The sequence below is a fragment of the Lacticaseibacillus camelliae DSM 22697 = JCM 13995 genome, from assembly GCF_001311195.1.
Lineage (GTDB): Bacteria > Bacillota > Bacilli > Lactobacillales > Lactobacillaceae > Lacticaseibacillus > Lacticaseibacillus camelliae.
Genome location: NZ_BBAJ01000005.1, coordinates 17,749 through 44,019 on the forward strand (window position 1 = coordinate 17,749; position 26,271 = coordinate 44,019).

Genomic DNA, 26,271 nt, shown 5'->3' on the forward strand with positions numbered 1-26,271 from the left:
TGGTAAAGTATCTTGGAGTGTAGTTAATCTGTGGAGGCTATCATGCTAACCAAGTATAAGAATGATTATGCCAAGATCGCGATGGGCTTCTTATCGTTCATTCCCGACTTGAAGGACATTGATCATCTCAAAACTGAACTGACGCTGTATACGGCTGACAATTCGCATGTGCTGTACCTGTACCGCGAGGCCCCGGGGGCAGACTTTGAGGGGGTCGTCGGCGCGGAACTCGGCAAGGACTATGTCATGGTGCGGCACCTGTCGCTGTCGCCGGCGGTGCGAAGCGAAACGACGCAGTTTGCCGTTTTGCGGGATTTGTGTGCCGAATATCCGGATAAGAAACTGATGGGCACCATGGACAACGCCAGTCTGATCGCCGCGTACCAGAAGTATAGAAAAGAGGATCACGATGGCGCTGACGTTAGTGCTGAATGACTTTTCCGGGCCGCTGGACCTGCTTTGGCACCTGATTCGGACCAATGAAGTCGATATTTACGACATTCCGATCGCAGAGATCACTAGCCAATACCTGGCTTACCTGCACGACATGCAGACGGCCCGGCTGGATGTGGCTGGTGATTATTTTGTTATGGCCGCCAGTCTGATGGCGATGAAAAGTAAAATGCTGTTGCCGCAGCCTGAGCCGGACCAGGAAGCGGATGAAGACGACTACGAAGACCCGCGGGCAGGGCTGGTTGCCCAGCTGCTGACTTACCAGGTTTACCAAGAGGCGGCCGAGCAGCTGCGGGACCGCGAAAAGGCGCGCTCGCAGTCCTACGCCAAGCCGGAATCGCTGCCTGGTGCAGACGTCCGGGTGCCGATGCGGCCGGGCTCCGTCAAGCTGAACGACATCAGCCGGGCGATGGCGGCCGTGGTGGCGCGCCAGCTCGCGACTAAGACCACCATTGCGCACATCGAGGCCGAACCGATTTCGGTGGAAAAACGCATCAGTGAGGTGCTGCGCCAGATCGACGAAGTGGGCACCTGCCGGTTCGACGCGCTGGTCGCCGTGAACACGGTGGATGGCGTGGTGACCACGTTTTTGGCAATTTTGACGCTGATGAAGGCCGACCAGATCATCTGCGAGCAGGCCGGGCCGTTTGCGCCGATCACCGTCATGAAAAAGGAGGCCGCCTGATGCAACCCGTGATCGAAGCAATCCTATACACCGCCGGGGAAGCGGGGGTTGCGCTGAGCGATTTTGCCCAGCTTCTCAACATTTCGCCCGCCGCCATGCGTCAGCAGCTGGCCACGTTTGGGCAGGGGCTGGCAGACGATGCCAGCCGCGGCCTGATGCTGCAAAGCGCCGACGACCGGTACTACCTGCTGACCAAACCCGAGTACGCAAGCGCGCTGAAGCAGTACTTTGCGGGTCCGCCGCACACTGGGCTGTCCAACGCCGCGCTGGAGGTGCTGGCGATTATCGCCTACCAGCAGCCCATCACGCGCCTGGAAATTGACGATGTGCGCGGCGTGCAAAGTTCCGGCGCCTTGACGACGTTGGCATCGCGGCAGCTGATCAAGGAAGCCGGGCGCAAGGATGCGCCAGGGCGGCCGATTTTGTACGCCACCACGCCGTTTTTCCTGGACTACTTCGGTCTGCATACCCTTGACGACCTGCCGCCGCTGGATGAGACCAAGGCCGACCCGACTGAGGTCGACCTGTTCACCGATTTTCGTAACACCCTGCCGGACAGTGCGGCAGATGACGCCGAACCGGCGGCATCAGAGTCAGAAGATGCACCAACTGAGGCCACTGACGCGAAGTCAGAGGAAGGATCCAACCATGCCAAGTAAATTAACCGAAGAGCGCCTGCAAAAGGCCATCGCCAACGCCGGGGTCGCGTCACGCCGCCACGCCGAGGAGCTGATTGCCGCGGGCCACGTCACCGTCAACGGTAACGTGATCACCGAAATGGGCGTCAAGGTCACCAGTGAGGATGCCATCGAAGTCGACGGCGTGCCGTTGAACCAGGAAGAAAAAAAGCAGTACTTTGTGTTTTACAAGCCGCGGGATGTGATCTCCGCCGTGACCGACAACAAGGGCCGCCGCACCGTCACCGACTTTTTTTGAGGACGTCAAGGAGCGCATTTACCCGGTCGGCCGCCTCGACTGGGACGCCTCTGGGCTTCTGATCATGACCAACGACGGGGATTTTGCGAACATGCTCATGCACCCGAGTTACAAGGTCGAGAAAAAGTATGTGGTCAAGGTGCAGGGCATTCCGACCCGCGACAAACTGATGCCGCTGAAGGACGGGCTGGTCGTGGACCGCAAGAAGCTGGCGCCGGCGAAGTTCAAGCAGATCAGCTCGGACAAGCTGAAAAATACGGCTATCATCCAACTGACCATTCACCAAGGCATCAATCACCAGGTCAAAAAGATGTTCAAGGCGATCGGTTATCCGGTCATGAAGCTGGCGCGTGAGCAGTACGGGCCGCTCACGCTGGAGGGCCTGCAGCCAGGTGAGTACCGGCCGCTCAAGCGCGAGGAAATTCGGGCACTTGAAGCGCTGGCGCAAAAAGGTTGACAAGCGCTTACATATGTGGTTATAATTTGTAAGTACTAAAAATTAAATACTGGTTCGTCTTCAGGGGCAGGGTGAAATTCCCGACCGGCGGTGATAGTCCGTGAACCGTGCATGTGCACGGCCGACTTGGTGGAAATCCGAGACCGATAGTATAGTCTAGATAAACGAAGATGGGGCTTATTTTGAATCGACATTCAAGCTAAGGCCTGTTTACCCCCTGGGTAAATGGGTCTTTTTTTTCGCGCCTTGGCGTAGGCCTCTCTGAAGCAACCACATGGAGGGATATTTCATGTCTGGTTCTAGAGTTCACCGTTTAGTCGGGATCGCGTTGCTTTCGGCGGTCGGGTTTGTCTTAATGATGTACCTGGCGTTTCCGATTCTCCCGATGTTTCCGTTTCTCAAGTTGGATCTGTCCGACTTGCTGGTACTGCTTGGGGGCCTGCTGTACGGCCCGACCGGCGGCATCATGGTCGCGTTTGTGCGCTCGCTGCTGCACTTTGTTCTCACGGGCGGCGGCATTGTCAATTTGATCGGTGACCTGGCGGCGTTCATCGCCTCGGTCGGCTTCATGCTGCCGGTCGTCATGACCATGAAGCCAAAAAGCAGCGTGGGCCGCGAAGTGTCCGGCCTGGCACTGGGCACGCTGAGTCTGACCGTGATCATGAGCCTGCTCAACTGGCTGATCATCATGCCGATGTACCTGGCCGTGATGAGCTTCCCGCTGGGGATGTCCGTGACCCGCTACGTGCTGATCGGCGTGGTGCCGTTCAACCTGATCAAAGGGGTCGTCGTGTCTGCGGTGTTCTTCGTCATCGCCAAGGCCATGATGCCGTGGCTGGAAAAGCAGCGCGCGCAGCAGCAAGGCGCGACTCACTTGCAGTAGGAATTCATGAAGTCGCAAGTCGTTGTTGAGGCGCAGTGACTGGTGAAAGGCAGTTGAAGGGCAAGCCGTTGGACTTTTCCAAGGGCTTGCCCTTTATGCTGTTTTGAATGGATTCAAAAGCTTCATGATTCGCGCGATGCCATTCACGCGGCGGGTGCTCATGTTATTCTTATCATGCAGTATCCATTTGCCGCTGGGGACGACTTTTGGCCTAGCCAGGGATCATCTGACCGGCGACCGCTTGGTGGTGGGTCAAGCCGTGACCACCTGGCGGGCAAGAGAGGAAGCAGAATGCATGTTTTTTTAAAGAACGGTTATTTTACCAAGTTTATGGCCAGGGTCAGCCAATCTATTTTCTGCATGGCATGTCCCTGTCGCAAGTCAGCATGAGCGCGCTTTACGAGCAGTTTCCGGAGACCAAGCAGTTTCGCCGCTACTACGTGGATTTGCCCGGCATGGGGCAGTCTCAAAATGTGACCGGCCTCACCAGCAGTGATCAGGTGGCGGACCTGCTGGCGGCGTTTATCACGGCGACTGCCGGCAACGCCGCAGTCATTTTGGTCGGCCATTCCTATGGCGGCTACCTGTGTGACGAGCTGGCCACCCGGCTGCAACATGTTGGCGGGGTCTTCACGACCTGTCCCGTGGTCATTGCCGACAGTGCTGACCGCCATGTTGCCACGCATCGCAATCAAGTCGTTCAGCCGGTACCAGATGACGGTTCGGCGGCCATGCAGGGCTACCGCTTCATCAACGTGGTGATCAGCCCGCAAACTTGGCAGGCTTATCAGACCCAATCGCTGCCTGGTCAGCGGCAATACAATCGGCAGTTCTGGGATCAAATCAAGCAGTCCGGCAAGTATTCACTTGAGGATGAAGCCCAGCTGTTCGCCAACCTGGCCAAGTTGAACATACCCATTTACACCATACTGGGTCGGCAAGATAACATTGTTGGGTACCAAGACCATCTGCAAAGATTAGGCCATACCCCTAATCAGCACGTGGTCATTGACGATCACGCAGGCCACGCGCTGGGCATCGATGATCCGGGGCTGGTCGCGCGGAATTGGCAGTCTTTTCTTGGTGAATGCAGGCATGCTTGACTGGTCAGCCATCCCGTTGGTTTCAGCAAAGCTGATCGATTGAACCGTGAGTGAACGTGAAGTTGTTTGATAAAGACAAAATGAGCCTCCAGGATCGGCATTTGCGACCCTGGAGGCTCATCTTTTTAACTAGCGGTATTTTTCCCTGACTTGCACCTACTTCAGGTTGAAGACGCGCTCGGCGTTGCCGTGTGCAATGGCCTCGCGCTGGCTTGCGGTCAGCTTGGCGTCATTCAGGAAGGTGGCCGCATTTGCCGGCTGCTTGTACGGGTAGTCGATCGAGTAGAGGATGTGCTCGGCGCCCACTTCTTCCAGCAGGAAATTCAGTTGCGGCTGGCTCAGGATGCCGCTGGGGGTCACATAAACGTTGTCGCGGTAGTAAGCGGAGAAGTGCCGCTTGAGCCCGTCATACTTGTCCAGCTCGTCGTCCAGGCGTTCCAGGAACATCGGGACCAGTTCGCCCCAGTGGCCGGACACCAGCTTGAGGTTGGGCAGTTTGTCAAAAATGCCGGACAGGATCATGCGCATCACCTGAATGCCGACGTCCATGTGCCAGCCGTAACCGGCGCTGCCAAAAATCCCGGACACGACTTCAGTCCAGTGGTCGCTTTCAAAGTAGTGCTGGGTGATGACCGGCGGGACAAACGACGGGTGGAAGTAAACCGGCACGTTCAGCTCGGCCGCCGCTTGGAAAATCGGGAAGAAGAACGGGTCATCAAAGAACTTGCCGGCGTAATTGCCTTTGAGCAGGACGCCTTTCAGGCCGAGCTGCTCCACCGCGCGGTGCAGCTCTTTGGCCGCAGCGTTCGGATCGCCGACCGGCAAAACAGCCAGCCCGGCGTAGCGGTCAGGCGCGACTTGGATGGCTTTGGCCAGCTCGTCGTTGGCTAACTGGCTCAGCGGCACCGCGTCCTTGGGGTCCAGGTTCTGCGGCTGGGCGTTGCCGTAGGATAGGACCTGCATATCGATCCCATAGCGGTTCATGAATTCCAGCCGGTCCTTGGCCACGTCCTGCATGATGGTGGCCGTTGGAGGGTGGTTTGCATGTAGTGGGCCATTTCCGGGCTGACGTTTGGCCGGCTTTGCTGACCGGCAGCGGCGGCCATGGCCTGGGTGACCTTGGCGGATTCAAAATGTTCCTCAACAGTGATGACTTTCATGAATGATCGACTCCTTTACTTGTTCACCGTTAGTATACGGGGGAGACAGGGAACGGCGGAACCACGTTATGAAACAAAAAGCCTAAAAGGTGTCACTGGGAACAAACAAAAACAGCCAGCCTGCGCTGACTGCGAAATCTATTTCTGCTGATCGTTGAAGGGCTGCTCGCTGTGCTGGATCGCGCCGGTCGGGCAGCGGCGAAAGGCAATTTTCAAATCGATCAGGTCGGCTGGATCAACCGGCTTGGTGCCGGTGTTGCCGTCTGGGTGGTAGCTGGCGATGCCTTCGCTGTCGTAATCGAACAGTTTAGGGGCGAGCATTTGGCATAACCCGCAGGCGATGCAGGCAGCGCGGTCGACATGCGCGTATACTGGTTTCATAAGACTTCACTTCCGAGGGAAAAGATGCTGACAGATTTTGTGGTGCAATTATTTGATGAGCAGCCGCGGCGCGAAACCGCGGCGTACATGCTGCTGAACGGCAAGAAGACGCTGTCGGTCTTGTTTGCTGCACTTCAGCACGGTCAGTTGCAGTGGCTTCAGCTTTACCCTACGCTGGGCCGCGCCGATTTTCAAGCGGCGGTCAAGCAGCTGGTGAACGCCCATGCCTTGACCCACACCGAGACTGGGCTGGTGCTGACAGATCCGGCGGCCAAAATGCAGGCGGCGGCCCGCGTGCCACTGCCGACGCATTACCAGCTGGATGGGCGTGCGCGAATTTGAGCAGCGGCTCCTATTGGCGGTGCAGGCGGTGTCCGAGGCGGCGTATCACAATAATCAGTACGAGCCGGCGGTGCGCGACTGGGGCGCGCAGCAGTTTGTGCGGCGATGGTATGCCCAAAATCGCCAAGGCAAGTTTGCCTCTGAACTCACCGCCGCCTTCGCGCTGCTGCCAAGTGCGGCGGCCAACCGGATGGCCGCGCGGCTCATCGGGCATGAGTTTGTCGGCGGCGCGCAGGCGGAAGATTTAGCAGGGGCGTTTTTGCATCTGGACGATTTGGCGCGGCTCGTCAGCCTGATTGCTGAGCATCTGGACTGGCCGGCGCTGCAGAGCCTGTGGGGCGGTCGGGTGGCGCTGCTTTCCGCCAGCAATTACCGCGCCTGTCAGCTGATCGATGCCGGCCGCACGCGCGCGCAGGTGGGGGCCCAGCTGCACCTCAAGCCCAGCACGGTTAACGAACATTTGCTGGCAGCGACGATCTTTGGGTGGCAGCCGCCGGTCGAGAGGTTGTACTCGCCGGCGCTGCGCCAAGCGTTTACCCAGGTGGATCCGCATGAGCTGGACTACCAGAAGCTGCTGGCGGCAATTCCCGCGGCCGAGTTTTTTTCATGTGCGCCTGTTTCAAATCTTGAATCTGCAAGGAAGGTGGCCGCGTGGCTGACTTAACGTCTTACCTAAAAAAGGAGTTTGGCTTCGCCGGCTTTCGGCCCGGCCAGGAAGAAATCATCCAGTCGGTCCTGAACGGCGAGGACGTGCTCGGTGTGCTGCCGACTGGGAGCGGGAAAACCTTGTGCTACCAGCTGCCCGGGCGGCTGCTGGACGGGCTGGTCGTGGTGGTCGAGCCGCTGCTGGCGCTGATGGAAGACCAGGTGGCCCGCCTTCAGGCCAGTGGGGAAAAGCGCGTGGTATCGCTGTCCAGCCGGCTGACCCCGGCGGATTTTAAAACCGTGCTCAGCCAGCTGGCCGGCGAGAAGTTTGTGTTTCTGGCGCCTGAGACCCTGGGTCGGCCGGATGTGCTGGCGCAGCTGCGGCGATTGGCGGTCAGCTTGTTTGTCGTCGACGAGGCGCACTGCATCTCGCAGTGGGGACCGGATTTTCGGCCGGCCTATTTGCAGCTGGGGCAGTTCCGCGAGGCGCTGCAGCCGCAAGCGAACGTTGGCGCTGACCGCCACCGCGCCGCTGAAAGTGCAGCAGGACATCATTCACGGGTTGAACTTAACGCGGCCTAAGCGCCTGATCACCAGTGTGGATCGGCCCAACCTGTTCATGGGCTTTGAAACGGTTGAAAATGCGAAGCAAAAGCAGGCCCGCGCGCTGGCCGTGGTGCAGCAGGTGCAGGGCCCCAAGATCCTGTACTTTGACCGCAAGAAAGAGGCGGAGCGCTACGCCGAGCTGCTGCAGGGCCAGGGCATTGCCGCGGCGTTTTACCACGCCGGGCTGGACACTCTTGAACGCGACCGCATCCAGCGCCAGTTCATGGCTAACCAGGTCGCAGTGATTTGCGCGACCAGTGCGTTTGGCATGGGTATCGATAAACCGGACGTGCGCCTGGTGCTGTACCTGCACCTGCCGGATTCGCTGGAGGCTTATTCGCAGGGCATCGGCCGGGCCGGCCGCGACGGGCAAAAGTCCGCGACGCTGGTGCTGCTCGAGCCCAATGACCTGAACCGCGCCGGGCAGTTTGCGGCCAGCGTGCCGGATCAGCGGCTGATCGAAACGATTTTTAAGCATCCGAGCGCCTACACTGACTTTGATGACCCGCAGGTCGATCTGATCGAGGCGTACATTCAGGCGGGGTTCACGCAGCCGCAGGTCGAAGCGCAGCTGGCCGCGCGCCGCGGTGAGAAACAGAAGAGTTTTCAGGCGATCGCCGCCTTGGCCACCACCAGTGACTGTAAGCGCACCACGCTGCTGCGTCATTTTGACTCCAGCGGGGCCGCGCACACGGCGTTTTGCTGTGGGGCCTTGACGCCAGCAGTGATTGCGCAGCTGGCGACCGGGGCGCCTGCCGAACCCATCAAATCCCAGGATTGGCAACAGATTTTCGCGCGTATCTTTAACAGGAATTAAAAATCGACGTGATTAAATATGATACAATGGGCCTAGTATGCAAGGAGGACCGTTTCAATGAATAAGAAAACCGATCACAAACAGCCTGATGACGCGGACAAGAGCCAACCGTGAACAAGCAATTTGAGGATGATCGCGACGACGAGGGCAACCTGTCCCGCGTCGCAACGCGCAAGAAATCTCATGGTACGCGGGTGCTTCAGTACGTTTTATGGGTCCTGATCGCCTTGTTCATTATCGTGCCGGTGGCGTATAACGCGATTGCCAGCAATTCTAGTAATAATAACGGCAATGATAAAATTACGGTTGCCAGCAGCAAAAAGTCGAGCTCTTCCACAAGCAGCAAGAAGCGTAAGAAGCACAGCTCATCCAGCAGCAAGTCGAGCAGCAGCACTTCAAGCAGCTCACAGGCCGCTAGTTCAAGCAGCCAAGCCGCAAGTTCCAGCACGCCGGCAAGCAGTTCGTCGAGTGTGGCCAGCTCTAGCAGCAGCAGTGCGGCCTTATCTTCCTCGAGCAGCGCGGCCGGCTACTACACCGTCAAGCAAGGTGACAACGCTTACCGCATCGCCGTTAACCACGGCATTTCACTGAGTCAGTTCTACCAGTGGAACGGTCAAGGTACTTTGACGCCTGGCAAATCAGTGCGAATCAAATAAGAATTCCGTGAGTCGAGGCGAATCCTCGGCTCTTTTTTGGTTATAATGGTTGGCAGTACGTGGCACCGCCAAGCGCGGGGCCAGCGAGGAGGAGTCAGCAGTATGCAGATCGCCATTGACGGCCCAGCCGGGTCAGGCAAAAGTACCATCGCAAAATTAGTCGCCACCAAGTTAGGATTTATCTACTGTGACACGGGGGCAATGTACCGGACGGCCACCGTCATGGCCAAGCAAAAAGGTATCGGTTACGGGGACGAGGCCGGCATCATGGCCGCGCTGCGCGATCTGGACATCACGTTCAAACCAAGTGCGGAGGGACAGTTGGTGTTCATGGACGGCGAGGACGTGACGCTGGCCATTCGCCAAGAGGAAACCACTAACAACGTGAGTCAGGTGTCTGCGCTGCCTAAGGTGCGCCAGGAAATGGTGCGCCGCCAGCGCGAAATCGCGGCGAACAATGACATTGTGATGGACGGCCGCGACATTGGGACGACCGTGCTGCCAGGCGCCGAGGTCAAGATTTTCATGGTGGCTTCGGTTGCCACAAGAGCGCAGCGCCGCCACAAGGAAAACGTCGAAAAGGGCATCATGACGCCGGTGGCCACGCTGGAAGAGGAAATCGCCGAGCGCGATCGCAAGGACTCCACGCGGGCCGTATCGCCGCTGCGTAAAGCGGCCGATGCGGTTGAGATCGACTCCAGCAACATGACCATTGACCAAGAAGTGCAGACCATTATTGAACTTGTCAACAAAAAAACGGTTGAAAACGCAAAACAAATAGTTGGTATTTTGGCCCGCATCGGGTACAATAGACTAAGTATGACAGTCGTATAGGAGGAATTTTCTGGCATGAGTGAAAAGAATGAGTCAAGCGAAAACACCGAAACAATGGCGGACGCGCTGAAGAGCGTTGAAACTGTTCACATCGGCGACACCGTAAAAGGTGAAGTACTAGCAGTCGAAGACAAGCAACTGGTTGTAGGGATCGAGGGCACCGGCGTTGAGGGTGTCGTTCCTCTTAAAGAGTTATCCACTCAGCCAATCGATGACATCAACTCGGTTGCTAAAGTCGGCGACAAGCTCGACCTGGTTGTCATCTCGACGATCGGCAAGGACAAGGAAAACGGTCAGTACCTGCTTTCCAAGCGTCGCCTCGAAGCACAAAAGGTTTGGAAAGACATCCAAGCTAAGGCTGATGCCGGTGAAACCATCACCGCACCGGTTACTTCCGTCGTTAAAGGCGGCCTGGTTGTTAACGCCGGCGTGCGTGGGTTCGTCCCAGCAAGCATGGTTTCCGACCACTTCGTTGAAGACCTGTCCCAGTACAAGGGTCAGGAACTGGAATTCAAGATCATTGAGATCGAGCCAAGCGAAAACCGCTTGATCCTGTCTCACCGTGCGATCGTTGAAGCCGGCAAGGCCGAAGCCCGCAAGGAGATCTTTGCGAAGATCCAGCCTGGCGACACAGTTGAAGGCAAGGTTGCTCGGCTCACCAACTTTGGTGCGTTCGTTGACCTTGGCGGCGTTGATGGTCTGGTTCACGTGTCCGAAATCAGTTTCGATCACGTTGACAAGCCAAGCGACGTGCTGAAGGTTGGTCAGGACATCAAGGTCAAGGTTTTGGCCGTTGATCCTGATCGCAACCGCATCAGCCTTTCCATCAACAACGTTGCCGCAGCCTTGGGATGACATCGAAGAAAAGGCACCAGCTGGCTCTGTTCTGACTGGGATCGTTAAGCGCCTGACCAGCTTCGGTGCGTTTGTTGAAGTCTTCCCTGGCGTTGAGGGTCTGGTTCACATTTCCCAGATCTCTCACGAACACATCGCAACACCTCAGGATGTTCTGAGCGAAGGCGAAGAAATCAAGGTCAAGGTTCTGTCCGTTGACCCGGATCAGCACCGTCTGGCTCTGTCCATCAAGGCGCTGACCGAAGCGCCTGAAGGCAGCCACGAAGACCGTCCGCGCAGCAATGGTAACGGCGGCAACAACAACCGCGGTGGCAACAGCCGTGGTGGTGACCGTGGCGGTCGTCGCGGTGGCCGTAGTGAGCACACTCAGATTCCGGCTGAATACCAGCAGGATGATTCAGGCTTCTCAATGAGCGATTTGCTCGGCGATGCGCTGAAGAAACTGAGCACAGCGAACGACGACAAGGGCGACAACGACAACAAGTAAGCAATTGCTTTTCTGGCCGAGGCAGAGATGCCTCGGTTTTTATATGTATGGTGCGAAGAGTTCGCGAACTTAGCCTGATGATTAGCCTAGCTCAAGGTATTGCCGCCGCTTTTTGGCGGCGAGGCCTTGGGCGTAGCTAATCACTCGGGCGTTGATCAGCCTGTACGAGCAAAGCGAGTTACAGGGTGACATGCGTTAGCTGCGAACTCGTAGCCCGATTTATGTCAGGTGCGCACTTGGTCGCACCTGAAAACGCGAGGGTCCCATTACCTGAAGGGGTCCGGTTTTATAGAAAGGGAAGATAATTCTATGGTACTCCCCACATTAGCAATCGTCGGCCGGCCCAATGTCGGCAAATCCACGATCTTTAACCGCATGATCGGCGAGCGCGTCTCAATCGTCGAAGATACCCCAGGTGTCACGCGTGACCGCATTTACGGCAAGGCCGAGTGGCTTGGCAAGCAGTTCGCGCTGATCGACACCGGCGGGATCGATATTGGCGATGAGCCGTTTTTGCAACAGATCTCAGACCAGGCCGAAATCGCCATCGATGAGGCCGACGTGATCCTGTTTTTGACCAGCGTCGAGGCCGGCGTTACCGATGCCGATGAACGCGTGGCGCAGATTTTGTACAAGGCGGACAAGCCGGTCGTACTTGCCGTTAACAAGGTCGATAACCCGGAGCGGCGCAACGACATCTATGATTTTTACAGCTTGGGCTTCGGTGAACCCTATCCGCTCTCTGGGAGTCACGGCATCGGCCTGGGCGACGTGTTGGACGCGGTGTTCGCCGCGTTTCCCGATGAGGCACGGACGCGGAGGACGACTCGATCAAGTTTTCCTTCATCGGCCGGCCGAACGTCGGCAAATCCTCGCTGGTCAATGCGATCCTCGGCGAAGAGCGCGTTATTGTCAGTCCCATCGAGGGCACGACGCGTGACGCCATCGACACGAAGTTCGTGCACGGCGATCAGGAATTTACGATGATCGACACCGCCGGGATCCGCAAGCGCGGCAAGGTTTACGAAAGCACCGAAAAGTACGCCGTCATGCGGGCGCTGCGAGCCATTGATCGCTCCGATGTCGTCCTGGTCGTGCTGGACGCCGAAACGGGGATCCGCGAGCAGGATAAAAAAGTGGCCGGGTACGCCCACGAGGCGGGCCGCGGGATCATCATCGTGGTCAACAAGTGGGACACGCTCAAAGAAAAGGATAACCACACGATACAGGAGTTCGAGCAGCACGTCCGGGACGAATTTCAGTACCTGGACTACGCCCCAATTGTTTTCGTGTCTGCAAAGACCCATCAGCGCCTGACGAACCTGCCAGGCATGATCGAGAAGGTTTCAGAAAATCAGAATCGCCGCATTCAGAGTGCTGTACTCAACGACGTGTTACTGGATGCGCTGGCGGTCACCCCGACGCCGACAATCAACGGCAAGCGGCTGCGCATCTATTTCATGACGCAGGTGGCCGTCAAACCGCCGACATTCGTGGTTTTCGTCAATGATCCGGATCTGCTGCACTTCTCCTATGAGCGCTTTCTCATTAATCAGTTGCGCAAGACGTTCGATTTTGACGGCACGCCGATTCATTTGATCGCCAGAAAGCGGAAATGACGGGGTTTGACAAAGCCCGGTACAATAAGGTTCCTTTTCAGAGCCAAGTTTTCATCGCCGCGCTGATTTTTTTGCCGATAATGCCAAAAAACCTTGCTACGACGGGCTTTGTGTGTTATCTTGAAAATTGAAATAGTGATACCGGTTTATCATTGTTTCCTCATTCTTGGAAACCAAGATTGGGTATGTTTGGGTGGGTAACCCAAATCTATACGGAGGTGAATAGATCATGGCAAATAAAGCAGAATTGATCGAAAGTGTTGCAACTTCAACCGGCTTGACAAAGAAGGATGCAACGGCAGCTGTAGATGCAGTATTTAGCTCAATCCAGGCTTCCCTGGCTAAAGGCGAGAAGGTTCAACTGATCGGCTTTGGTAACTTCGAAGTACGCGAACGCGCAGCTCGTAAGGGCCGCAACCCGCAAACTGGCGCAGAGATCAAGATCCCTGCATCAAAAGTACCTGCATTCAAGCCTGGTAAGGCACTCAAGGACGCTGTTAAGTAGTCTCCTTGGAGCAATGATAGGTTTAGCAAAACGGGTTCGAACTTTATTGTTCGAGCCCGTTTTTTTCAGGAGGGAAACATGAGCTATTCTGAGCAGATGCTCGCGGCCCTGGAAAAAGGGCACATGGAAGAGTCCCGCAACCTTTTCCAATCCGTATTGAAGCACGATGATGATGAAACCAAATACAATCTGGCCGGCGAGTTGTACGCGCTCGGCTTCACCGGGCAGGCCAAAAGGCTGTACCAGGAGCTGATGGGCAAGTACCCGGACGAAGACGAGCTCAAAACCGACCTGGCGGACATTGCAGTGGGCGATGGCGACACCGATGAGGCGCTCAACTTGCTGGCGAAGGTCACGCCGGACTCCGACGCTATCCGCAGGCGCTGATGGCCGAGGCCGATGTGTACCAGACGCAGGGTCTTTACGAAGTCGCTGAGCAAAAGTTGCTGGAAGCCCAAAAGCTGGTGCCGGATGAACCGGTGGTCACCTTTGCGCTCGGGGAGTTGTACTTCGCCTGGGGCCGCGATGACCAGGCCGCCCTTGCGTATTCTCAGCTGATCAACGCCGGGGTGGACTCATTGGCCCATGTCAACATCAAAGCCCGTTACGCGGCCACCCTGGCGCATATGGGCCAGTATGAAGACGCCGTGGCGGTTTACGAAGACGTCGGCGTGGCGGCCTTGGATCCGGATAGTCTGCTGCAGCTGGGCAGTTTGTACAGTCAGCTGGATCAGCCCAAGGACGCGATTGAAACGCTGACAGGCCTGATCGAAGGCGACCCATCCTTTGCCAACGCCTATCTGCACTAGCCATGGCTCAGCAGAAAAATGGTGATGAGGCGCTGCGCTGACGACGGTGCAAAAAGGGATCGAGCAGGACGCCACGAACCCGACGCTTTTTGCCCTCGGTGCCAGCCTTGCCATCAAGGAAGAGAACCTGGACTTGGCCGAGAATTACCTGAAAAAGGCCCGCGCCATCGATCCGGAGAACCAGGCCGTTGCGCTGTCCTGGAGCAACCTGCTGCTGGCTCAGCATAAGGACGAGGACAACGTGGCCTTTTTGGAGGCGCTGGACAAGTCAGATGAGGTCGATCCGCAGATTTACTGGAACCTCGCAAAAAGCTACGACCGGCTGGATGATGTTGATAAGGCGCGTGAAAACTACCTGCTGGCTTTCAATGCGCTGCAGGATTCGGCGGACTTTTTGCACGATGTCATCGATTTCTTCCAGTCGACTGGGGCGACTGCCGAGCTGAAGGCGGCACTCACGCGGTACTTGAAGCTGGTGCCGGATGATGTCGACATGCAGGACCGGCTGGACGAGCTAAACGATGAGGCCGATGACCAACAGTAATCAGCGCCGCCTGTTGCCTGCGGATTGCTTGTCTAGCAGTTGATTAATGGCGACGTTCGCTTGAGGCCAAAAAAATTGGACCGGAGACCACTTGGTCTTCGGTCCTATTTTTGTCCTAATCACCCCAGAAACAGCCGCTTGGGTTTGCGCTTGTAGGTGAAGCCTTCGCCCAGCGCCTCGTGCACGTCCAAAATGGTGATGAAGGCGTGCGGGTCAATGTCGTCGATGATGCGCTTGACCGCGGCAATTTCGGTGGTGGCGACCACAGCGTAGACGACGCGCTTTTGGTCGCGCGCAAAGCCGCCTTCCGCCTTCAGGTAGGTCGCGCCACGCTCGAGCTGGTTCATGATGGCGTTGGCGATTGCCTCAGATGAGTCGGAGACGATGAGCACGCCCTTGGCCGCGTACGCGCCTTCCAGCACGAAGTCGACGATGCGCGAAAAGACGTAGCTGGCCAGCAGGGTGTACATCATCCGTTCGAGGTTCAGGTAGGACAGGCTGGCCAGCAAGACAACCACGTCAAACCCCAGCAGCGAGCGGCCCATTGGGATCCCGGTCTGTTTTTCCAAAATGCGCGCGATGACGTCCGAGCCGCCGGTGGTGCCGCCGCGCCGGTAAATCAGGCCGCTGCCGATCCCGCCGAAGAGCCCGGCCATCACGCCGGCGATGAACAGGTCGTGGTGAATGTCCAAACTGACGGGCACGCGCTGCCAGACCCACAGGAACACTGACAACATCACCGTGCCGTAGACCGTGTAGGCGAGGGCCCGCTTGCCCAGGAACTTGTAGCCCACAATAATCAGCGGGATGTTTAGGACCAGGGTCGAGTAGGCGGGGTCGATGTGCCACCAGTAGCGGATCAAGAGCGTGATGCCGGTGATGCCGCCTTCCGCCAGGTGGTTGGCGATGTTGACGGTGACTAGGCCGAACCCGTACAGGGCACAGCCCACCGTGATCAGGGCCAGATCCATCACCATTCGCTGCGTTTTTTTTGTCATGCCATCACGCCTCCTGAGCTGCTTGCCCCTTAATCTTACCAGACCTTCGCTGTGGTGCGGTGAGTTTGCTATGATAGAAGGGAGAAAAAGGAGCAAAGTAATGAAAATTGATTTGAGCCATCCGGATTTCCAAGCGGCGATCCCGATCATGAAAAAAATTGAGGCGGCCGGCTACGAGGCCTATTTCGTCGGCGGCAGCGTGCGCGACGCCTTGCTGGGCCTGCCGATCCACGACGTTGACATCGCCAGCTCGGCGTACCCGGAGGAGATCAAGCAGATTTTTCCGCGAACGGTCGACACCGGCATCCAGCACGGCACCGTGATGGTGCTGCATCACGCGTCGGCTATGAGGTGACCACGTTCCGGACGGAATCCGGCTACCAGGACTTCCGCCGGCCCGACCATGTCACCTTCGTGCGCTCGCTCAAAGAGGACCTCAAGCGCCGCGATTTTACGGTCAACGCGCTGGCCGTGCGCCACGACGGCACCGTGATCGACATGTTTGACGGCCTGAGCGACCTCGACCACAAGGTGCTGCGCGCGGTCGGCGATCCGCACGCCCGCTTTCACGAGGATGCGCTGCGGATGATGCGCGCGGTGCGCTTCCAAAGTCAGCTCGGGTTTGCCATCGAACCGGCCACCGAAAGCGCGATTGCGACCAATGCAAAGCTGCTGGCCAAAATTTCCGTGGAACGCACGGCGACCGAGTTTACCAAGCTGCTGATGGGGCAAGACCGGCAGGCGGGGCTGACGACCTTCATCGACACCGGGCTGTACGCTTACGCGCCGCAGCTGAAGGGGCAGGTGGCGGCGCTGCGCCAGCTGGCAGGATTGTCCGCCCCACAGTTTAAGGACGCCGCCATCGGCTGGACGCTGCTGGTGCACCTGACTGGCCTGAATGCGGAAAAGCTGCTGCGGGCCTGGAAACAGGCCAATGATTTGATCCGCCTGACCACCAGCGCCGCGCAACTGCTGAAGCAGTTGCCGGGGGCCGATGCCTGGGCGTTGTATCAGGCCGGCAAAGCCGCTGCAGCCGTTGCCTTTACGGCCGAGCAGGCACTGAATTCTGACTTTGACCTGGCGCAGGCAGAGGCGGCGTACGCGGCGCTGCCGATCCACGCCAAAGCGGAGCTGGCGATCGACGGTAAAACGCTGATGGCCAGCGGGTTTAAGCCGGGGCCGCAGCTGGGCCAGACGCTGAACCTTTTGGAGCGTGCCGTGGTGTTTGGTCAGCTGCCAAACGACCAGGCCGCCTTGCTGGCAGCGGCGCAGAAATAAATAAACTAACATCATTTCTTTGGCGATCGGGTCGCAGCCCGGTCGTTTTTTGGTACTCCAGCGGCAATCAAGTCAATTTTTTCTGTGCAGGTTCCATGTTATGATGGTGAACAGAAGAAGCGAGGATGACTATGCAAACATTGACTGCGGAAGGCGTGCGCAAGGCGTACGGCGATAAGCAACTGTTCACAGATTTAGATTTTCTGATCAACGAAGGCGACCGCGTTGGGCTGATCGGCGTCAACGGTACCGGCAAAACGACCCTGCTCAACGGCATCGCCGGCACCGATCCGTTTGACGCCGGTGACATCACCACCCCGAAAAATTATCGGATCAGCTATCTGGCGCAAAAGCCGGCGCTGGATGCGGACAAGCAGATCATGGACGCGATCTACGGCGGCACCTCACCGGTATTTGCGGCGATCCGCACTTACGAAAAGGCGCTGGCCGAATACACCAAGGCGCCCATGGATGCCGCCACGCAGGAGGCCTACACCAAAGCCGACGCCAAAATGACGCAGCTGGACGCCTGGGACGCAGAGACCAACATCAAAACGATCCTGACCCAGCTGCACATTTCTGACCTCAACCAAACGATCGGCAGTTTGTCCGGGGGCCAGCAGAAGCGGGTCGGACTGGCGCAGGTGCTGATCGAAGCGCCTGACCTGCTGATGCTGGACGAGCCGACCAACCACCTGGACTTTGACTCCATCGACTGGCTTGAATCGTACCTGGCGAAGTACAAAGGGGCGCTTTTGGTCGTCACCCATGATCGCTACTTTCTAGATCACGTCACCAACGTCATCTGGGAACTCGACCGCGGCCAGCTGCACCGGTACACCGGCAACTACGAGGCCTATGTCGAACAAAAGGCCGCGGCCGATGAGCGCGATGCGGCCAGCTCGCACAAGCAGCAGCAGCTTTACAAGCAGGAGCTGGACTGGATGCACGCCGGCGCTCAGGCCCGCACCACCAAGCAGCAGGCCCGCATCAACCGCTTTGTTGATCTGAAGGAAAATATGAACAGCCAGCCGGCCCAGAACGGCACCGTCGAAATGAAGGTAGCGTCCACGCGTCTGGGCAAAAAGGTGATTGAATTTGCCCACGCCAACCTGACGCTTGGCAGCCACCGCATCCTGAGTGATTTCTCGTGGCTGGTCCAGCCGGGCCAGCGCATCGGCATTTCGGGGCTCAACGGCGCCGGCAAGTCGACGCTGCTCAACGTGATCGCCGGCAAGGTCAAGCTGGACAGTGGTACTTGTGTGCTGGGCGAAACCGTGAAGCTGGGCTATTACACCCAGCTGGCCGTTGATCTGGACCCGACCAAGCGCGTGATCGCCTACCTGCAAGAGGCAGGCGAGGAGCTGGTGACCAATGCCGGTGAGCGCATTTCGGTCACCCAGCTGCTCGAGCAGTTCCTGTTTCCTCGCAGCATGCACGGCGAGCTGATCTCGCGCCTGTCCGGTGGCGAAAAGCGCCGGCTGTACCTGCTGCGGATCCTGATGAGCCAGCCCAACGTGCTGCTGCTCGATGAGCCGACCAACGACCTGGACGTGGCGACTTTGACCGTGCTGGAGGATTACCTGCGCCAGTTTCCGGGCACGATAATCACCGTCTCGCATGACCGGTACTTCCTGGATAAGGTCGCCGATAACTTGCTGTTCTTCGAGGGCAATGGCCGCATCGACCGCCATGTCGGGCTGTTCACCGACTACCTGAAGAAAATGCGGGCAGACGAAGAGCAAAACACGGCGCCTAAATCTAAACCGGTGGCCACTGCGGCGCCGGCCCAGCCTGAAGCCAAGGCCGAAAAGACCAAGCTGACCTACGCGGAACAAATCGAGCACGACGACCTGCAGAAGAAAATGGATGCCTTGGACGATGAGATCACCGCACTGAAAAAGGAAATGAGCACCATCAGCGGCGAGGATTACGTCAAGCTGGGCGACCTTCAAAAGCAGATCGATGATAAAAACGCGGCGCTCGACAAGATGTTTGACCGCTTTGCCGCCCTTGACGAGTACGTTTCGGATTAGGAGGAACACGCATGCCAGTCACAGAACAGCCGTACTTGGACCTGCTGAAGCAAATTATGGAAACCGGCGATTTTAAAGGCGACCGCACGGGCACTGGGACCTACTCGATTTTTGGCGCCCAGCTGCGGTTCGACCTGAGCAAAGGGTTTCCCTTACTCACCACGAAAAAAAAGTCCCGTTTGGTCTGATCAAAAGCGAGATGCTGTGGTTCTTGCACGGCGACACCAACATTCGCTTCCTGCTGCAGCACCATAACCACATCTGGGACGAGTGGGCGTTCGAGCGCTGGGTCGAGTCGCCAGAGTACACCGGCCCTGATATGACCGACTTCGGCCGGCGCCGGCTCAAGGACGCTGATTTTGCCAAGGTCTATCAGGCGCAAATGCAGGCGTTCGATGATAGAATTCTAGCTGACGAAACTTTCGCCAAAAAGTATGGCACCTTGGGCAACGTGTACGGCAAGCAGTGGCGCGCCTGGGCAACCAGTCGCGGCGACACCATCGACCAACTGGGCAACGTCATCGCGGCCATCAAAAAAACGCCGAACTCCCGGCGCCTGATTGTCTCGGCGTGGAACCCGGAGGACGTGCCGACCATGGCGCTGCCGCCGTGCCACACGCTGTACCAGTTCTACGTCAATGAAGGCAAGCTCTCGCTGCAGCTGTACCAGCGCAGCGCGGACATGTTCCTCGGCGTGCCGTTTAACATCGCCAGCTACGCGCTGTTGACCCATTTGGTGGCCCAGGAAACCGGGCTGCAGGTCGGCGAGTTTATCCACACGTTCGGGGATGCGCACATTTACACGAATCACGTCGATCAGGTCGCCGAGCAGCTCAGCCGCACGCCGCGCAATAGCCCGCAGCTGGTGCTGACACCGGGCAAAACCATCGACACGCTGACCATGGCAGACATCAAGGTGAAGGATTACGACCCGTATCCCGCCATTAAGGCGCCGGTCGCGGTCTGAGCACCACAGGAGGATCCGATGATCGCATTTGTTTGGGCCCAGGACCAAGCCGGCACGATCGGCAAAAACGGCAAGCTGCCGTGGCACCTGCCCGATGACCTGCATCAGTTCAAGCAGCTGACCCTGGGCCAGCTGACTGTGATGGGCCGGACCACTTATGAAGCCTGCCGAAGCGGCCGCTGCCGGGGCGCACGAATATTGTGCTGACCCACCAGGAAGACTACCAGGCGCCAGGGGCGGTGGTCGTGCACGACCGCGCAGAGTTGCTCGCCTATGCTTCGACTCACCCGCAGCAGCGCCTGATGATCGTCGGCGGGGCCCAGGTGTTCATGGCCTTTGCGACATCGTCGACCGGTTGTACGTGACCAAGCTGGCCGGCACTTTTCAGGGCGACGTCAAAATGCCGCCCCTGGATTGGGCCGCGTTTAAGCAGATCGCGAGTCGCGAGGTCATCGATTCCGACCCACGCAAGACGCATGTGTTTGAAACCTGGGCGCGCAAATAAACAAAAAGTGCCGGCGCAGAGGAATTTTTCTCCGCGCCGGCACTTTTTAATTTGGCCTGTTAGACAAATAAGTAAATCGAGGCGTACATGCAGGCTGAGCCAATCATCACAAACAGGTGCCAGATGACGTGAATGTACGGGATCTTTTTCTGCGAGTAAAGCAAGGCGCCAAAGGTGTAGGCGACGCCGCCGGCCACCAGCAGCCAGAAGCCGATGCGGCCTAAGTGGGCCCACAGCGGCTGCATGCCGATCAGGCACATCCAGCCGAGGATCACGTAAATGGCGGTTTCCGCGCCGCGAAAACGCCCGAGGAAGAAGAGCTTGTAGGCGATTCCGGCGGCGCACAGCAGCCAGATCGCGGCCAACAGTCCCCAGCCGAGTGGCCCACCGATCGCTACGAGACAGTAGCAGGTAAGAGCCGGCAATCAGGATGAAGACGCTGGAATGGTCAATCACTTGCAGGACATGGCGCGCCTTAGTGAAGTAAAACCCGTGAAACAGCGTCGAGCCCAGGTAGAGGATGATCAGCGAAATGCCGAAACCCAGGAAGGTGACCAGGCGGAGTGTGGTCGTGGCCTTGAACGCTAGAGCGACCGTTCCGACAACGGATAGCCCCAGCGCGAAGGCGTGCGTCACGGCGCTCAGCATCTGGTCGTTAAAGTTATAGTATGCGGATTTAAATGGTTTGCTCAATTGCATCGGCTACCTCCCTGACTCTTTAGGTTTATGATACCATGTATAAAGCGTCAAATCAATTTCATCTAGTATTAAAAACCAAGTTCCCTGTTACTGACAAATTGGGGTGGGCTTTGGTATACTGGACGCAGTGCAAAACTACCTACAGAAAGCGTGGCTCAAATGGCAAACATCAAACTGGTGACGGATTCCTCAATTCAGCTGACCCCGGAAGAGATCGCGAAGTACGACATTCACGTTATCCCGCTGACGATCATGATTGATTCCACCGTGTACGTGGACGGTGAGACGATCACGCGCGCCGAGTTTATGGATAAAATGGCGGCAGCTCGGCGCTGCCGAAAACGTCGCAGCCGGCGATTGGCACTTTTCTGGATACGTTCAACGAACTGACCGCTGACGGCAGCGAGGTGCTTGCCGTGCACATGCTAGAGGCCATTTCTGGCACGGTCAATTCCGCGCGCCAGGCCGCCGAGCTCTGCAAGGGCAAAGTGACCGTGGTGGACTCCCAATTCACCGACCGCGCGCTGTCCTTTCAGGTGATTGAGGCCGCCAAGGCGATTCAAGCCGGCAAATCGATGGCCGAGGTGGTCAAGCGCATGGCCGTTATCCGCGACCACACCAAGCTGGTCATGGGCGTCTCCACGCTGGACAACTTGGTCAAGGGCGGGCGCATCAGCCGGGTGTCGGGGATGCTGTCCTCGCTGCTCAACATCAAGGTGATCCTCGAAGTCACCGGCGGCGAGCTCAAGGCGCTGCAAAAGGGCCGCGGCATGAAGACTTTAGTCAACTTTGCCGACAAGACGGTTGAGCAAATGGCCAAGCTGGGCAACGTCAAGAGCGTTGGCGTGTCCTACGCCGGCGGCAAGAAGCTGGCCGAGGACATCGGTGCCAAGGTCAAGGCGGCACTGCCGAACGCGGAGCTGCTGGTGCGGCCAACGGACCCTGTGATTGCGACGCACACCGGCGATGGCGCCTTTGCAATCACGTACTACGTCGACTAAAATAGAGCCATTCGGGCCGGGATTCCCGGTCCTTTTTTTTAATTGAAGGAGGCCGCCATGAAAAAAACACAGATTGCAGCACGGGTTGCTGGGCCTCTTGACGATTCTTGCGACGGCCGTGGTCACGTTCTTGATCTGGCAGGTGGCGGGGCCCAAGGCTCAGCCGATTCATCTAAGGGGGCAGGTGCAGCAGGTCAAGACCCTGCGCCTGGCCGCGGTCGGCGATTCGCTGACCCACGCGTCGGTGACGAAACCAACAACGGCGGCTACGTCGGCCTAATCAAAGGGGACTTGGAAAGCTCCGGTGTCTACCAGGTCGACACGTCGAACTACGGCGTGACCGGCGACACCAGCACGCAGATCCTGAAGCGGGTCAATGCGCAAAAAAAGCTGCGCACCGATGTCGAGCACGCGGACATCCTGACGGTGACGGTGGGCGGCAACGACTTGATGCACGTGCTGCAAAAGAACCTGCTGTCCATTTCGACCAAGGACGTGACCAGCGGTGCCACTACTTATCGGCGCCACCTGACCAGCCTGCTTAAGGCGCTGCGCCAGCTCAACCCGAAGGCGCCGGTGTACGTGTTCGGCGTCTACAATCCGTTCTATGTTTATTTTCCCAATCTGACCGCGATGACCACCAGCGTGAAGACTTGGAATAATACAACACAGGCGGCGCTGGGTGACTTCGACCACATGTATTACGTCGATATCGATTCGGTGCTGACCAAGGGCGCGAACACGCAGGCCAACAGCAAGGCGGACAAGAAAAAGCTGGAGTCGGCGATGTCCGGCAGCAGCAAGAACCCGCTGATTTTCGAGTCGGATCACTTCCACCCGAACAACGCCGGGTACGCGCTGATGACGTCGCAGTTATGGAAAAAGATGCAGGCAACTGAAAGTACGTGGGAGAAATAAGTATGCGAGAAGCCAAGGCCCGCTCGCGGGCAACTAAATCTGAATTAAACAAGCCGCGCGGCCGCTTCAATCTCTGGAAGTGGGTGTGCCTGATCCTGATTGGCTGATGCTCGGCACCGGCGTCTGGCTGGCGCATGCCGTCTTGACGCCGGTCGACCAAAGCTATTCGACGCAGGACACGACGACCGGCGATCCAGCCATGACGGTGTCCTTGACCAAGCGTCAGGCCAACGAGATCATTTCGTATTACCTGAACGATTTTCAAAAAGACAGCAACGTGAAGTACTCGCTGACGCTGGCTGACCAGGCGGTGCTTGACGGCTCGTTCAAGTTCTTCGGCCAAAAAGTAGGGTTCAGCCTGTTGTTTGACCCGCTGGTCCTGAAAAACGGCAACGTCGAGCTCAAGGCCCGGCAGCTGAATGTTGGCAGCTTACCCGTGCCGATCTCGTACGTGATGAGTTACGCCGCCGGCAACTTCAAGCTGCCTAAATGGGTCAGGATGAATAGCAAGCAGAAGACGGTTGTGCTAGACTTGAACAAATTCAAGATGGCCAACGGCATGCAGCTGAAGGCCGATAAAATCGACCTGCCGAATTCGCAGATCGACTTCTCGGTTTACCTGCCGAAAAAGTAACCGGCAGGGCCGTGCGTGAAATAAGGGGGAAAATTGTAATGGCTGAAACAGCAATTTTTGCAGGTGGGTGTTTTTGGTGCATGGTCAAGCCGTTCGAGGAGCAGCCAGGCATTTTGAACGTCGTGTCTGGTTACACCGGCGGCCACGTCGCCAACCCGACCTACGCCGAAGTGAAGGCCCACAAGACTGGGCACACCGAAGCAGTGCGGATCACGTTTGACCCAAGCATCGTTTCCTACGAGGACCTGTTGAACACATACTGGCAGCAGACCGATCCAACCGACGCCATGGGCCAGTTCCAAGACCGCGGCGACAACTACCGGCCGGTGATTTACGTGGCGAATGCCAAGCAGCGTGCGGCCGCCGAGGCGTCGAAGAAGGCGCTTGAAGCCAGCGGCCGGTTCGACAAGCCCATTGTCACCTCGATTGAGGACGCCAAGCCGTTCTACGAAGCTGAGCCGGAGCATCAGCAGTTTTATGCCCACAACCCGCGGCGCTTTGCCGAGGAACACAAGCAGCGTCAGGAATTCATCGACAAAAACTGGAGGGACGCCTAATGCGCCAAAGCTTTTATCAGTACCTGATGACCCTACGCAACCCCAATGATCACGGTGAAATTGCGAATTTCGCCCAGAATGCGTTTTTTTGACCAGGCGTTTCCGAAGCAGGAAACTGATTTTGAAAAGCTTTCGAATTACCTTGAGCTAAACGCCGGCTATCTGCCGAGCATGAGTGTTTTCGACCAGGCGTACAACATGTACCTGAGTCACGAGCACATCGGAAGGAATTAAAGCATGGATAACGACCCAGAAAACAAGCAGTCGACCCCGGAGCCAAAGCCAGACCCAAAGCCAGACCCAACGCCGGAGCCGACGCCGACTCAGGAATCAGCCAACAAGCGCGCGCCTTACCGGTTCTCGAAGTGGGCGACCGCGGTGATTGCCGTCGTCGCCCTGCTGGTTGGCGGCGGCTTGGCTACGCACTGCACCCGGAGTTGAACCCTGGCGATAAGCTGGCGGTGCCGCCGGCCTTTTACAAGGTCATCTCGACCTATAACTCCATCAAATCCAGCTACTACAAGCCGGTGTCTTCGACCAAACTGGCCAATGGAGCGATCAACGGGATGATGGAGAGCCTGGGCGACAAGTTCTCGACTTACCTGCAGGACAACGACAAGAAGGACCTGGACGACACCATGTCCGCCAGCTTCGGTGGGATCGGCGCGACGGTTGAGCAAAACGGCACCAAGCTCACCGTTCAAAGCGTTCAACCCGCCAGTCCGGCGAAAAAGGCGGGGATCCGCGCCGGCGACCAGCTGATGGCGGTCAACGGCAAGTCCGTTGAAAAGCAGTCCGTCAGCGAAGCAGTCACCAAGATCCGCGGTAAGATCGGCACCACGGTCAAAGTCACGATTCGCCGCGACAACGCTGATCAAACCGTCACGATGAAGCGGGCGCAGATCACTCAGGCGACCGTGACATCCGCGCTGAACAAGACCGATAAATCAGTCGGTGTGATCACCGTGGCCAGTTTCTCTGACCCGACTGCGACCCAGTTCGAGAACGCCGTCAAGAAGTTGCGCAAGCAAGGCGCCAAGAAGTTCATCGTCGACTTGCGGGGCAACGGCGGCGGCGAGCTGAACACGGCGCTGCGGATGGCGTCGATGGGGCTGAAGAACGGTCAAACTATCGTCAAGGTCCAGGACCGCGCCGGCAAGACGCAGGTCTACAAGGCTGGCAAGGGTTACGACGAAGGCTTTAAGATCAACGCCCCAATCGCCATTTTGATCGATGGTAATTCGGCGTCGGCTTCTGAGATCCTGGCCGCAGCCTGGCACCAAGGCGCAGGCGTGCCGCTGATCGGCAGCCAGAGCTACGGCAAGGGCACGGTGCAAAATGTCGCGCAGCTCGGGGACAACGCCGAGGTCAAGCTGACGGTCGCCAAGTGGCTGACGCCGAACGGCACCTGGATCAACCATAAGGGCCTGACACCGACCATCAAGGCTGATTACCCGGCCTGGGCCAAAATTGCCGGCTTTGCGACCGTCAACATGAAGCTTGGCGATGAAAGCAACGATGTGAAGTCGCTGCAGACGTCGCTGGCGGCGCTGGGCTATGACGTGGGCGCGGTCAACGGCTACTTTGGCCCGACCGTGCAAGCGGCGGTCCGGAAATTCCAGCAAGACAATCATCTGCCTGTCACCGGCGAAACCAATGACGCGACGCTGACCAAGATGATCACGCTGCTTTCGGCCAAGTTGCAAACTGATGACGCGGCGATGGATGCCGCCGTCAAACAGTTAGACAAGTAAATTGATGCGTTCCGTTTCGAAAATTGAAACGGAACGTTTTTTTTGTTGCCTGAACTAATCCCCGAGATAAGGGGGAAATGCTGATTGGCAAGGGTCCGCACCGGCTTTTGGCGGTGCGTTTTGCTACGATAAAAGTAGTCTTTAGAC

20 protein-coding genes, 12 pseudogenes and 1 riboswitch are annotated in these 26,271 nt (G+C 57.6%); of the genes and pseudogenes, 27 read left to right on the top strand and 5 right to left on the bottom strand.

The window, feature by feature from the left end; genetic code table 11:
* The first annotated feature begins 42 nt into the window (after positions 1 to 42).
* From JCM13995_RS01595 to JCM13995_RS01620, 6 genes and pseudogenes are all read left to right on the top strand, one after another.
* On the top strand, positions 43 to 435 hold the full coding sequence (locus JCM13995_RS01595; protein ID WP_054661793.1) for a hypothetical protein: 393 nt from the start codon (positions 43 to 45) through the stop codon (positions 433 to 435).
* The gene (locus JCM13995_RS01600) at positions 410 to 1,138 is read left to right on the top strand and encodes a segregation and condensation protein A (protein ID WP_054661796.1); all 729 of its coding nucleotides are present in this window, start codon (positions 410 to 412) and stop codon (positions 1,136 to 1,138) included. Before JCM13995_RS01595 ends, JCM13995_RS01600 begins: the two co-directional genes overlap by 26 nt.
* Positions 1,138 to 1,797, top strand: coding sequence for an SMC-Scp complex subunit ScpB (gene scpB, locus JCM13995_RS01605; RefSeq protein ID WP_082397663.1), 660 nt, complete (start codon positions 1,138 to 1,140; stop codon positions 1,795 to 1,797). The genes JCM13995_RS01600 and scpB overlap by 1 nt, the downstream gene beginning before the upstream one ends.
* Positions 1,787 to 2,531, top strand: a pseudogene (locus tag JCM13995_RS01610) (pseudouridine synthase). Before scpB ends, JCM13995_RS01610 begins: the two are co-directional and overlap by 11 nt.
* Positions 2,532 to 2,583: 52 nt before the next feature.
* Positions 2,584 to 2,707: riboswitch (FMN riboswitch) on the top strand.
* A gap of 113 nt (positions 2,708 to 2,820) precedes the next feature.
* Positions 2,821 to 3,414 carry an ECF transporter S component gene (locus JCM13995_RS01615; RefSeq protein WP_054661799.1) on the top strand — a complete coding sequence of 198 codons (594 nt, stop codon included), beginning with the start codon at positions 2,821 to 2,823 and terminating at the stop codon, positions 3,412 to 3,414.
* A gap of 356 nt (positions 3,415 to 3,770) precedes the next feature.
* On the top strand, positions 3,771 to 4,517 hold the full coding sequence (locus JCM13995_RS01620; RefSeq protein WP_225350641.1) for an alpha/beta fold hydrolase: 747 nt from the start codon (positions 3,771 to 3,773) through the stop codon (positions 4,515 to 4,517).
* Positions 4,518 to 4,673: 156 nt separating this feature from the next.
* Here the strand turns inward: JCM13995_RS01620 and JCM13995_RS01625 are convergent, their stop codons facing one another.
* The 3 genes from JCM13995_RS01625 to JCM13995_RS01630 all read right to left on the bottom strand — a co-directional run bounded on the left by JCM13995_RS01625 (position 4,674) and on the right by JCM13995_RS01630 (position 6,058).
* A complete protein-coding gene (locus JCM13995_RS01625; RefSeq protein ID WP_225350630.1) occupies positions 4,674 to 5,525 on the bottom strand; it encodes an amidohydrolase family protein in 852 nt (283 codons plus the stop codon).
* On the bottom strand, positions 5,498 to 5,677 hold the full coding sequence (locus tag JCM13995_RS15390) for a hypothetical protein (RefSeq protein WP_225350631.1): 180 nt from the start codon (positions 5,675 to 5,677) through the stop codon (positions 5,498 to 5,500). Before JCM13995_RS15390 ends, JCM13995_RS01625 begins: the two co-directional genes overlap by 28 nt.
* Positions 5,678 to 5,815: 138 nt before the next feature.
* The gene (locus JCM13995_RS01630; protein ID WP_056989888.1) at positions 5,816 to 6,058 is read right to left on the bottom strand and encodes a ferredoxin; all 243 of its coding nucleotides are present in this window, start codon (positions 6,056 to 6,058) and stop codon (positions 5,816 to 5,818) included.
* Positions 6,059 to 6,082: 24 nt separating this feature from the next.
* Here JCM13995_RS01630 and JCM13995_RS01635 point away from each other — a divergent pair, with 24 nt between their 5' ends.
* From JCM13995_RS01635 to JCM13995_RS17425, 10 genes and pseudogenes are all read left to right on the top strand, one after another.
* The gene (locus JCM13995_RS01635) at positions 6,083 to 6,400 is read left to right on the top strand and encodes a YpbB family protein (RefSeq protein WP_054661807.1); all 318 of its coding nucleotides are present in this window, start codon (positions 6,083 to 6,085) and stop codon (positions 6,398 to 6,400) included.
* Entirely contained in the window at positions 6,387 to 7,064 is a 678-nt protein-coding gene (locus tag JCM13995_RS14235; RefSeq protein WP_156314279.1) for a YpbB family protein, read from the top strand. The genes JCM13995_RS01635 and JCM13995_RS14235 overlap by 14 nt, the downstream gene beginning before the upstream one ends.
* On the top strand, positions 7,052 to 7,627 hold the full coding sequence (locus tag JCM13995_RS15395; RefSeq protein ID WP_225350632.1) for a DEAD/DEAH box helicase: 576 nt from the start codon (positions 7,052 to 7,054) through the stop codon (positions 7,625 to 7,627). The genes JCM13995_RS14235 and JCM13995_RS15395 overlap by 13 nt, the downstream gene beginning before the upstream one ends.
* Positions 7,554 to 8,468 (top strand): helicase-related protein, encoded by a 915-nt coding sequence (locus JCM13995_RS15400; protein WP_225350633.1) that lies wholly within the window; start codon positions 7,554 to 7,556, stop codon positions 8,466 to 8,468. Before JCM13995_RS15395 ends, JCM13995_RS15400 begins: the two co-directional genes overlap by 74 nt.
* Positions 8,469 to 8,578: 110 nt before the next feature.
* Positions 8,579 to 9,124 carry a LysM peptidoglycan-binding domain-containing protein gene (locus JCM13995_RS01655; RefSeq protein WP_054661816.1) on the top strand — a complete coding sequence of 182 codons (546 nt, stop codon included), beginning with the start codon at positions 8,579 to 8,581 and terminating at the stop codon, positions 9,122 to 9,124.
* 102 nt (positions 9,125 to 9,226) lie between these two features.
* Positions 9,227 to 9,877, top strand: a pseudogene (cmk, locus tag JCM13995_RS01660) ((d)CMP kinase); the annotation flags it as partial.
* Positions 9,878 to 9,973: 96 nt separating this feature from the next.
* Positions 9,974 to 11,079 (top strand): annotated as a pseudogene (gene rpsA, locus JCM13995_RS01665) (30S ribosomal protein S1); the annotation flags it as partial.
* A gap of 530 nt (positions 11,080 to 11,609) precedes the next feature.
* Positions 11,610 to 12,919 (top strand): annotated as a pseudogene (gene der, locus JCM13995_RS01670) (ribosome biogenesis GTPase Der).
* Between the two features lie 229 nt (positions 12,920 to 13,148).
* Positions 13,149 to 13,424 carry a non-specific DNA-binding protein Hbs gene (gene hbs / locus JCM13995_RS01675; RefSeq protein ID WP_054661819.1) on the top strand — a complete coding sequence of 92 codons (276 nt, stop codon included), beginning with the start codon at positions 13,149 to 13,151 and terminating at the stop codon, positions 13,422 to 13,424.
* Between the two features lie 78 nt (positions 13,425 to 13,502).
* Positions 13,503 to 14,777 (top strand): annotated as a pseudogene (locus tag JCM13995_RS17425) (tetratricopeptide repeat protein).
* Between the two features lie 119 nt (positions 14,778 to 14,896).
* On the opposite strand, the gene JCM13995_RS01685 reads toward JCM13995_RS17425, so the two are convergent.
* Positions 14,897 to 15,775 carry a YitT family protein gene (locus JCM13995_RS01685; protein WP_054661822.1) on the bottom strand — a complete coding sequence of 293 codons (879 nt, stop codon included), beginning with the start codon at positions 15,773 to 15,775 and terminating at the stop codon, positions 14,897 to 14,899.
* Between the two features lie 100 nt (positions 15,776 to 15,875).
* Between JCM13995_RS01685 and JCM13995_RS01690 the strand changes: the two are divergent.
* The 4 genes and pseudogenes from JCM13995_RS01690 (at position 15,876) to JCM13995_RS17330 (ending at position 20,561) form a co-directional block, all read left to right on the top strand.
* Positions 15,876 to 17,053: pseudogene (locus tag JCM13995_RS01690) on the top strand (CCA tRNA nucleotidyltransferase).
* Positions 17,054 to 17,184: 131 nt separating this feature from the next.
* Positions 17,185 to 19,089 carry an ABC-F family ATP-binding cassette domain-containing protein gene (locus JCM13995_RS01695; protein ID WP_054661877.1) on the top strand — a complete coding sequence of 635 codons (1,905 nt, stop codon included), beginning with the start codon at positions 17,185 to 17,187 and terminating at the stop codon, positions 19,087 to 19,089.
* 11 nt (positions 19,090 to 19,100) lie between these two features.
* Positions 19,101 to 20,056: pseudogene (locus tag JCM13995_RS01700) on the top strand (thymidylate synthase).
* Between the two features lie 18 nt (positions 20,057 to 20,074).
* Positions 20,075 to 20,561: pseudogene (locus JCM13995_RS17330) on the top strand (dihydrofolate reductase).
* A 59-nt stretch (positions 20,562 to 20,620) separates the two neighbouring features.
* On the opposite strand, the pseudogene trhA reads toward JCM13995_RS17330, so the two are convergent.
* Positions 20,621 to 21,260: pseudogene (gene trhA, locus JCM13995_RS01710) on the bottom strand (PAQR family membrane homeostasis protein TrhA).
* Positions 21,261 to 21,419: 159 nt separating this feature from the next.
* Here trhA and JCM13995_RS01715 point away from each other — a divergent pair.
* From JCM13995_RS01715 to JCM13995_RS01740, 7 genes and pseudogenes are all read left to right on the top strand, one after another.
* Positions 21,420 to 22,261 (top strand): annotated as a pseudogene (locus JCM13995_RS01715) (DegV family protein).
* Between the two features lie 73 nt (positions 22,262 to 22,334).
* Positions 22,335 to 23,179 (top strand): annotated as a pseudogene (locus JCM13995_RS01720) (SGNH/GDSL hydrolase family protein).
* An 85-nt stretch (positions 23,180 to 23,264) separates the two neighbouring features.
* Positions 23,265 to 23,813: a YpmS family protein gene (locus JCM13995_RS01725; RefSeq protein WP_225350638.1), complete on the top strand. Its 549-nt coding sequence runs from the start codon at positions 23,265 to 23,267 to the stop codon at positions 23,811 to 23,813.
* Between the two features lie 38 nt (positions 23,814 to 23,851).
* A complete protein-coding gene (gene msrA, locus JCM13995_RS01730; protein ID WP_054661828.1) occupies positions 23,852 to 24,370 on the top strand; it encodes a peptide-methionine (S)-S-oxide reductase MsrA in 519 nt (172 codons plus the stop codon).
* Positions 24,370 to 24,604 (top strand): annotated as a pseudogene (locus JCM13995_RS01735) (YozE family protein). Before msrA ends, JCM13995_RS01735 begins: the two are co-directional and overlap by 1 nt.
* Positions 24,605 to 24,607: 3 nt before the next feature.
* Positions 24,608 to 24,811, top strand: a complete 204-nt coding sequence (locus JCM13995_RS17975; RefSeq protein ID WP_225350639.1) for a hypothetical protein — start codon at positions 24,608 to 24,610, stop codon at positions 24,809 to 24,811.
* Positions 24,808 to 26,124, top strand: a complete 1,317-nt coding sequence (locus tag JCM13995_RS01740) for a S41 family peptidase (protein WP_225350640.1) — start codon at positions 24,808 to 24,810, stop codon at positions 26,122 to 26,124. The genes JCM13995_RS17975 and JCM13995_RS01740 overlap by 4 nt, the downstream gene beginning before the upstream one ends.
* The last annotated feature ends 147 nt before the right edge of the window (positions 26,125 to 26,271 follow it).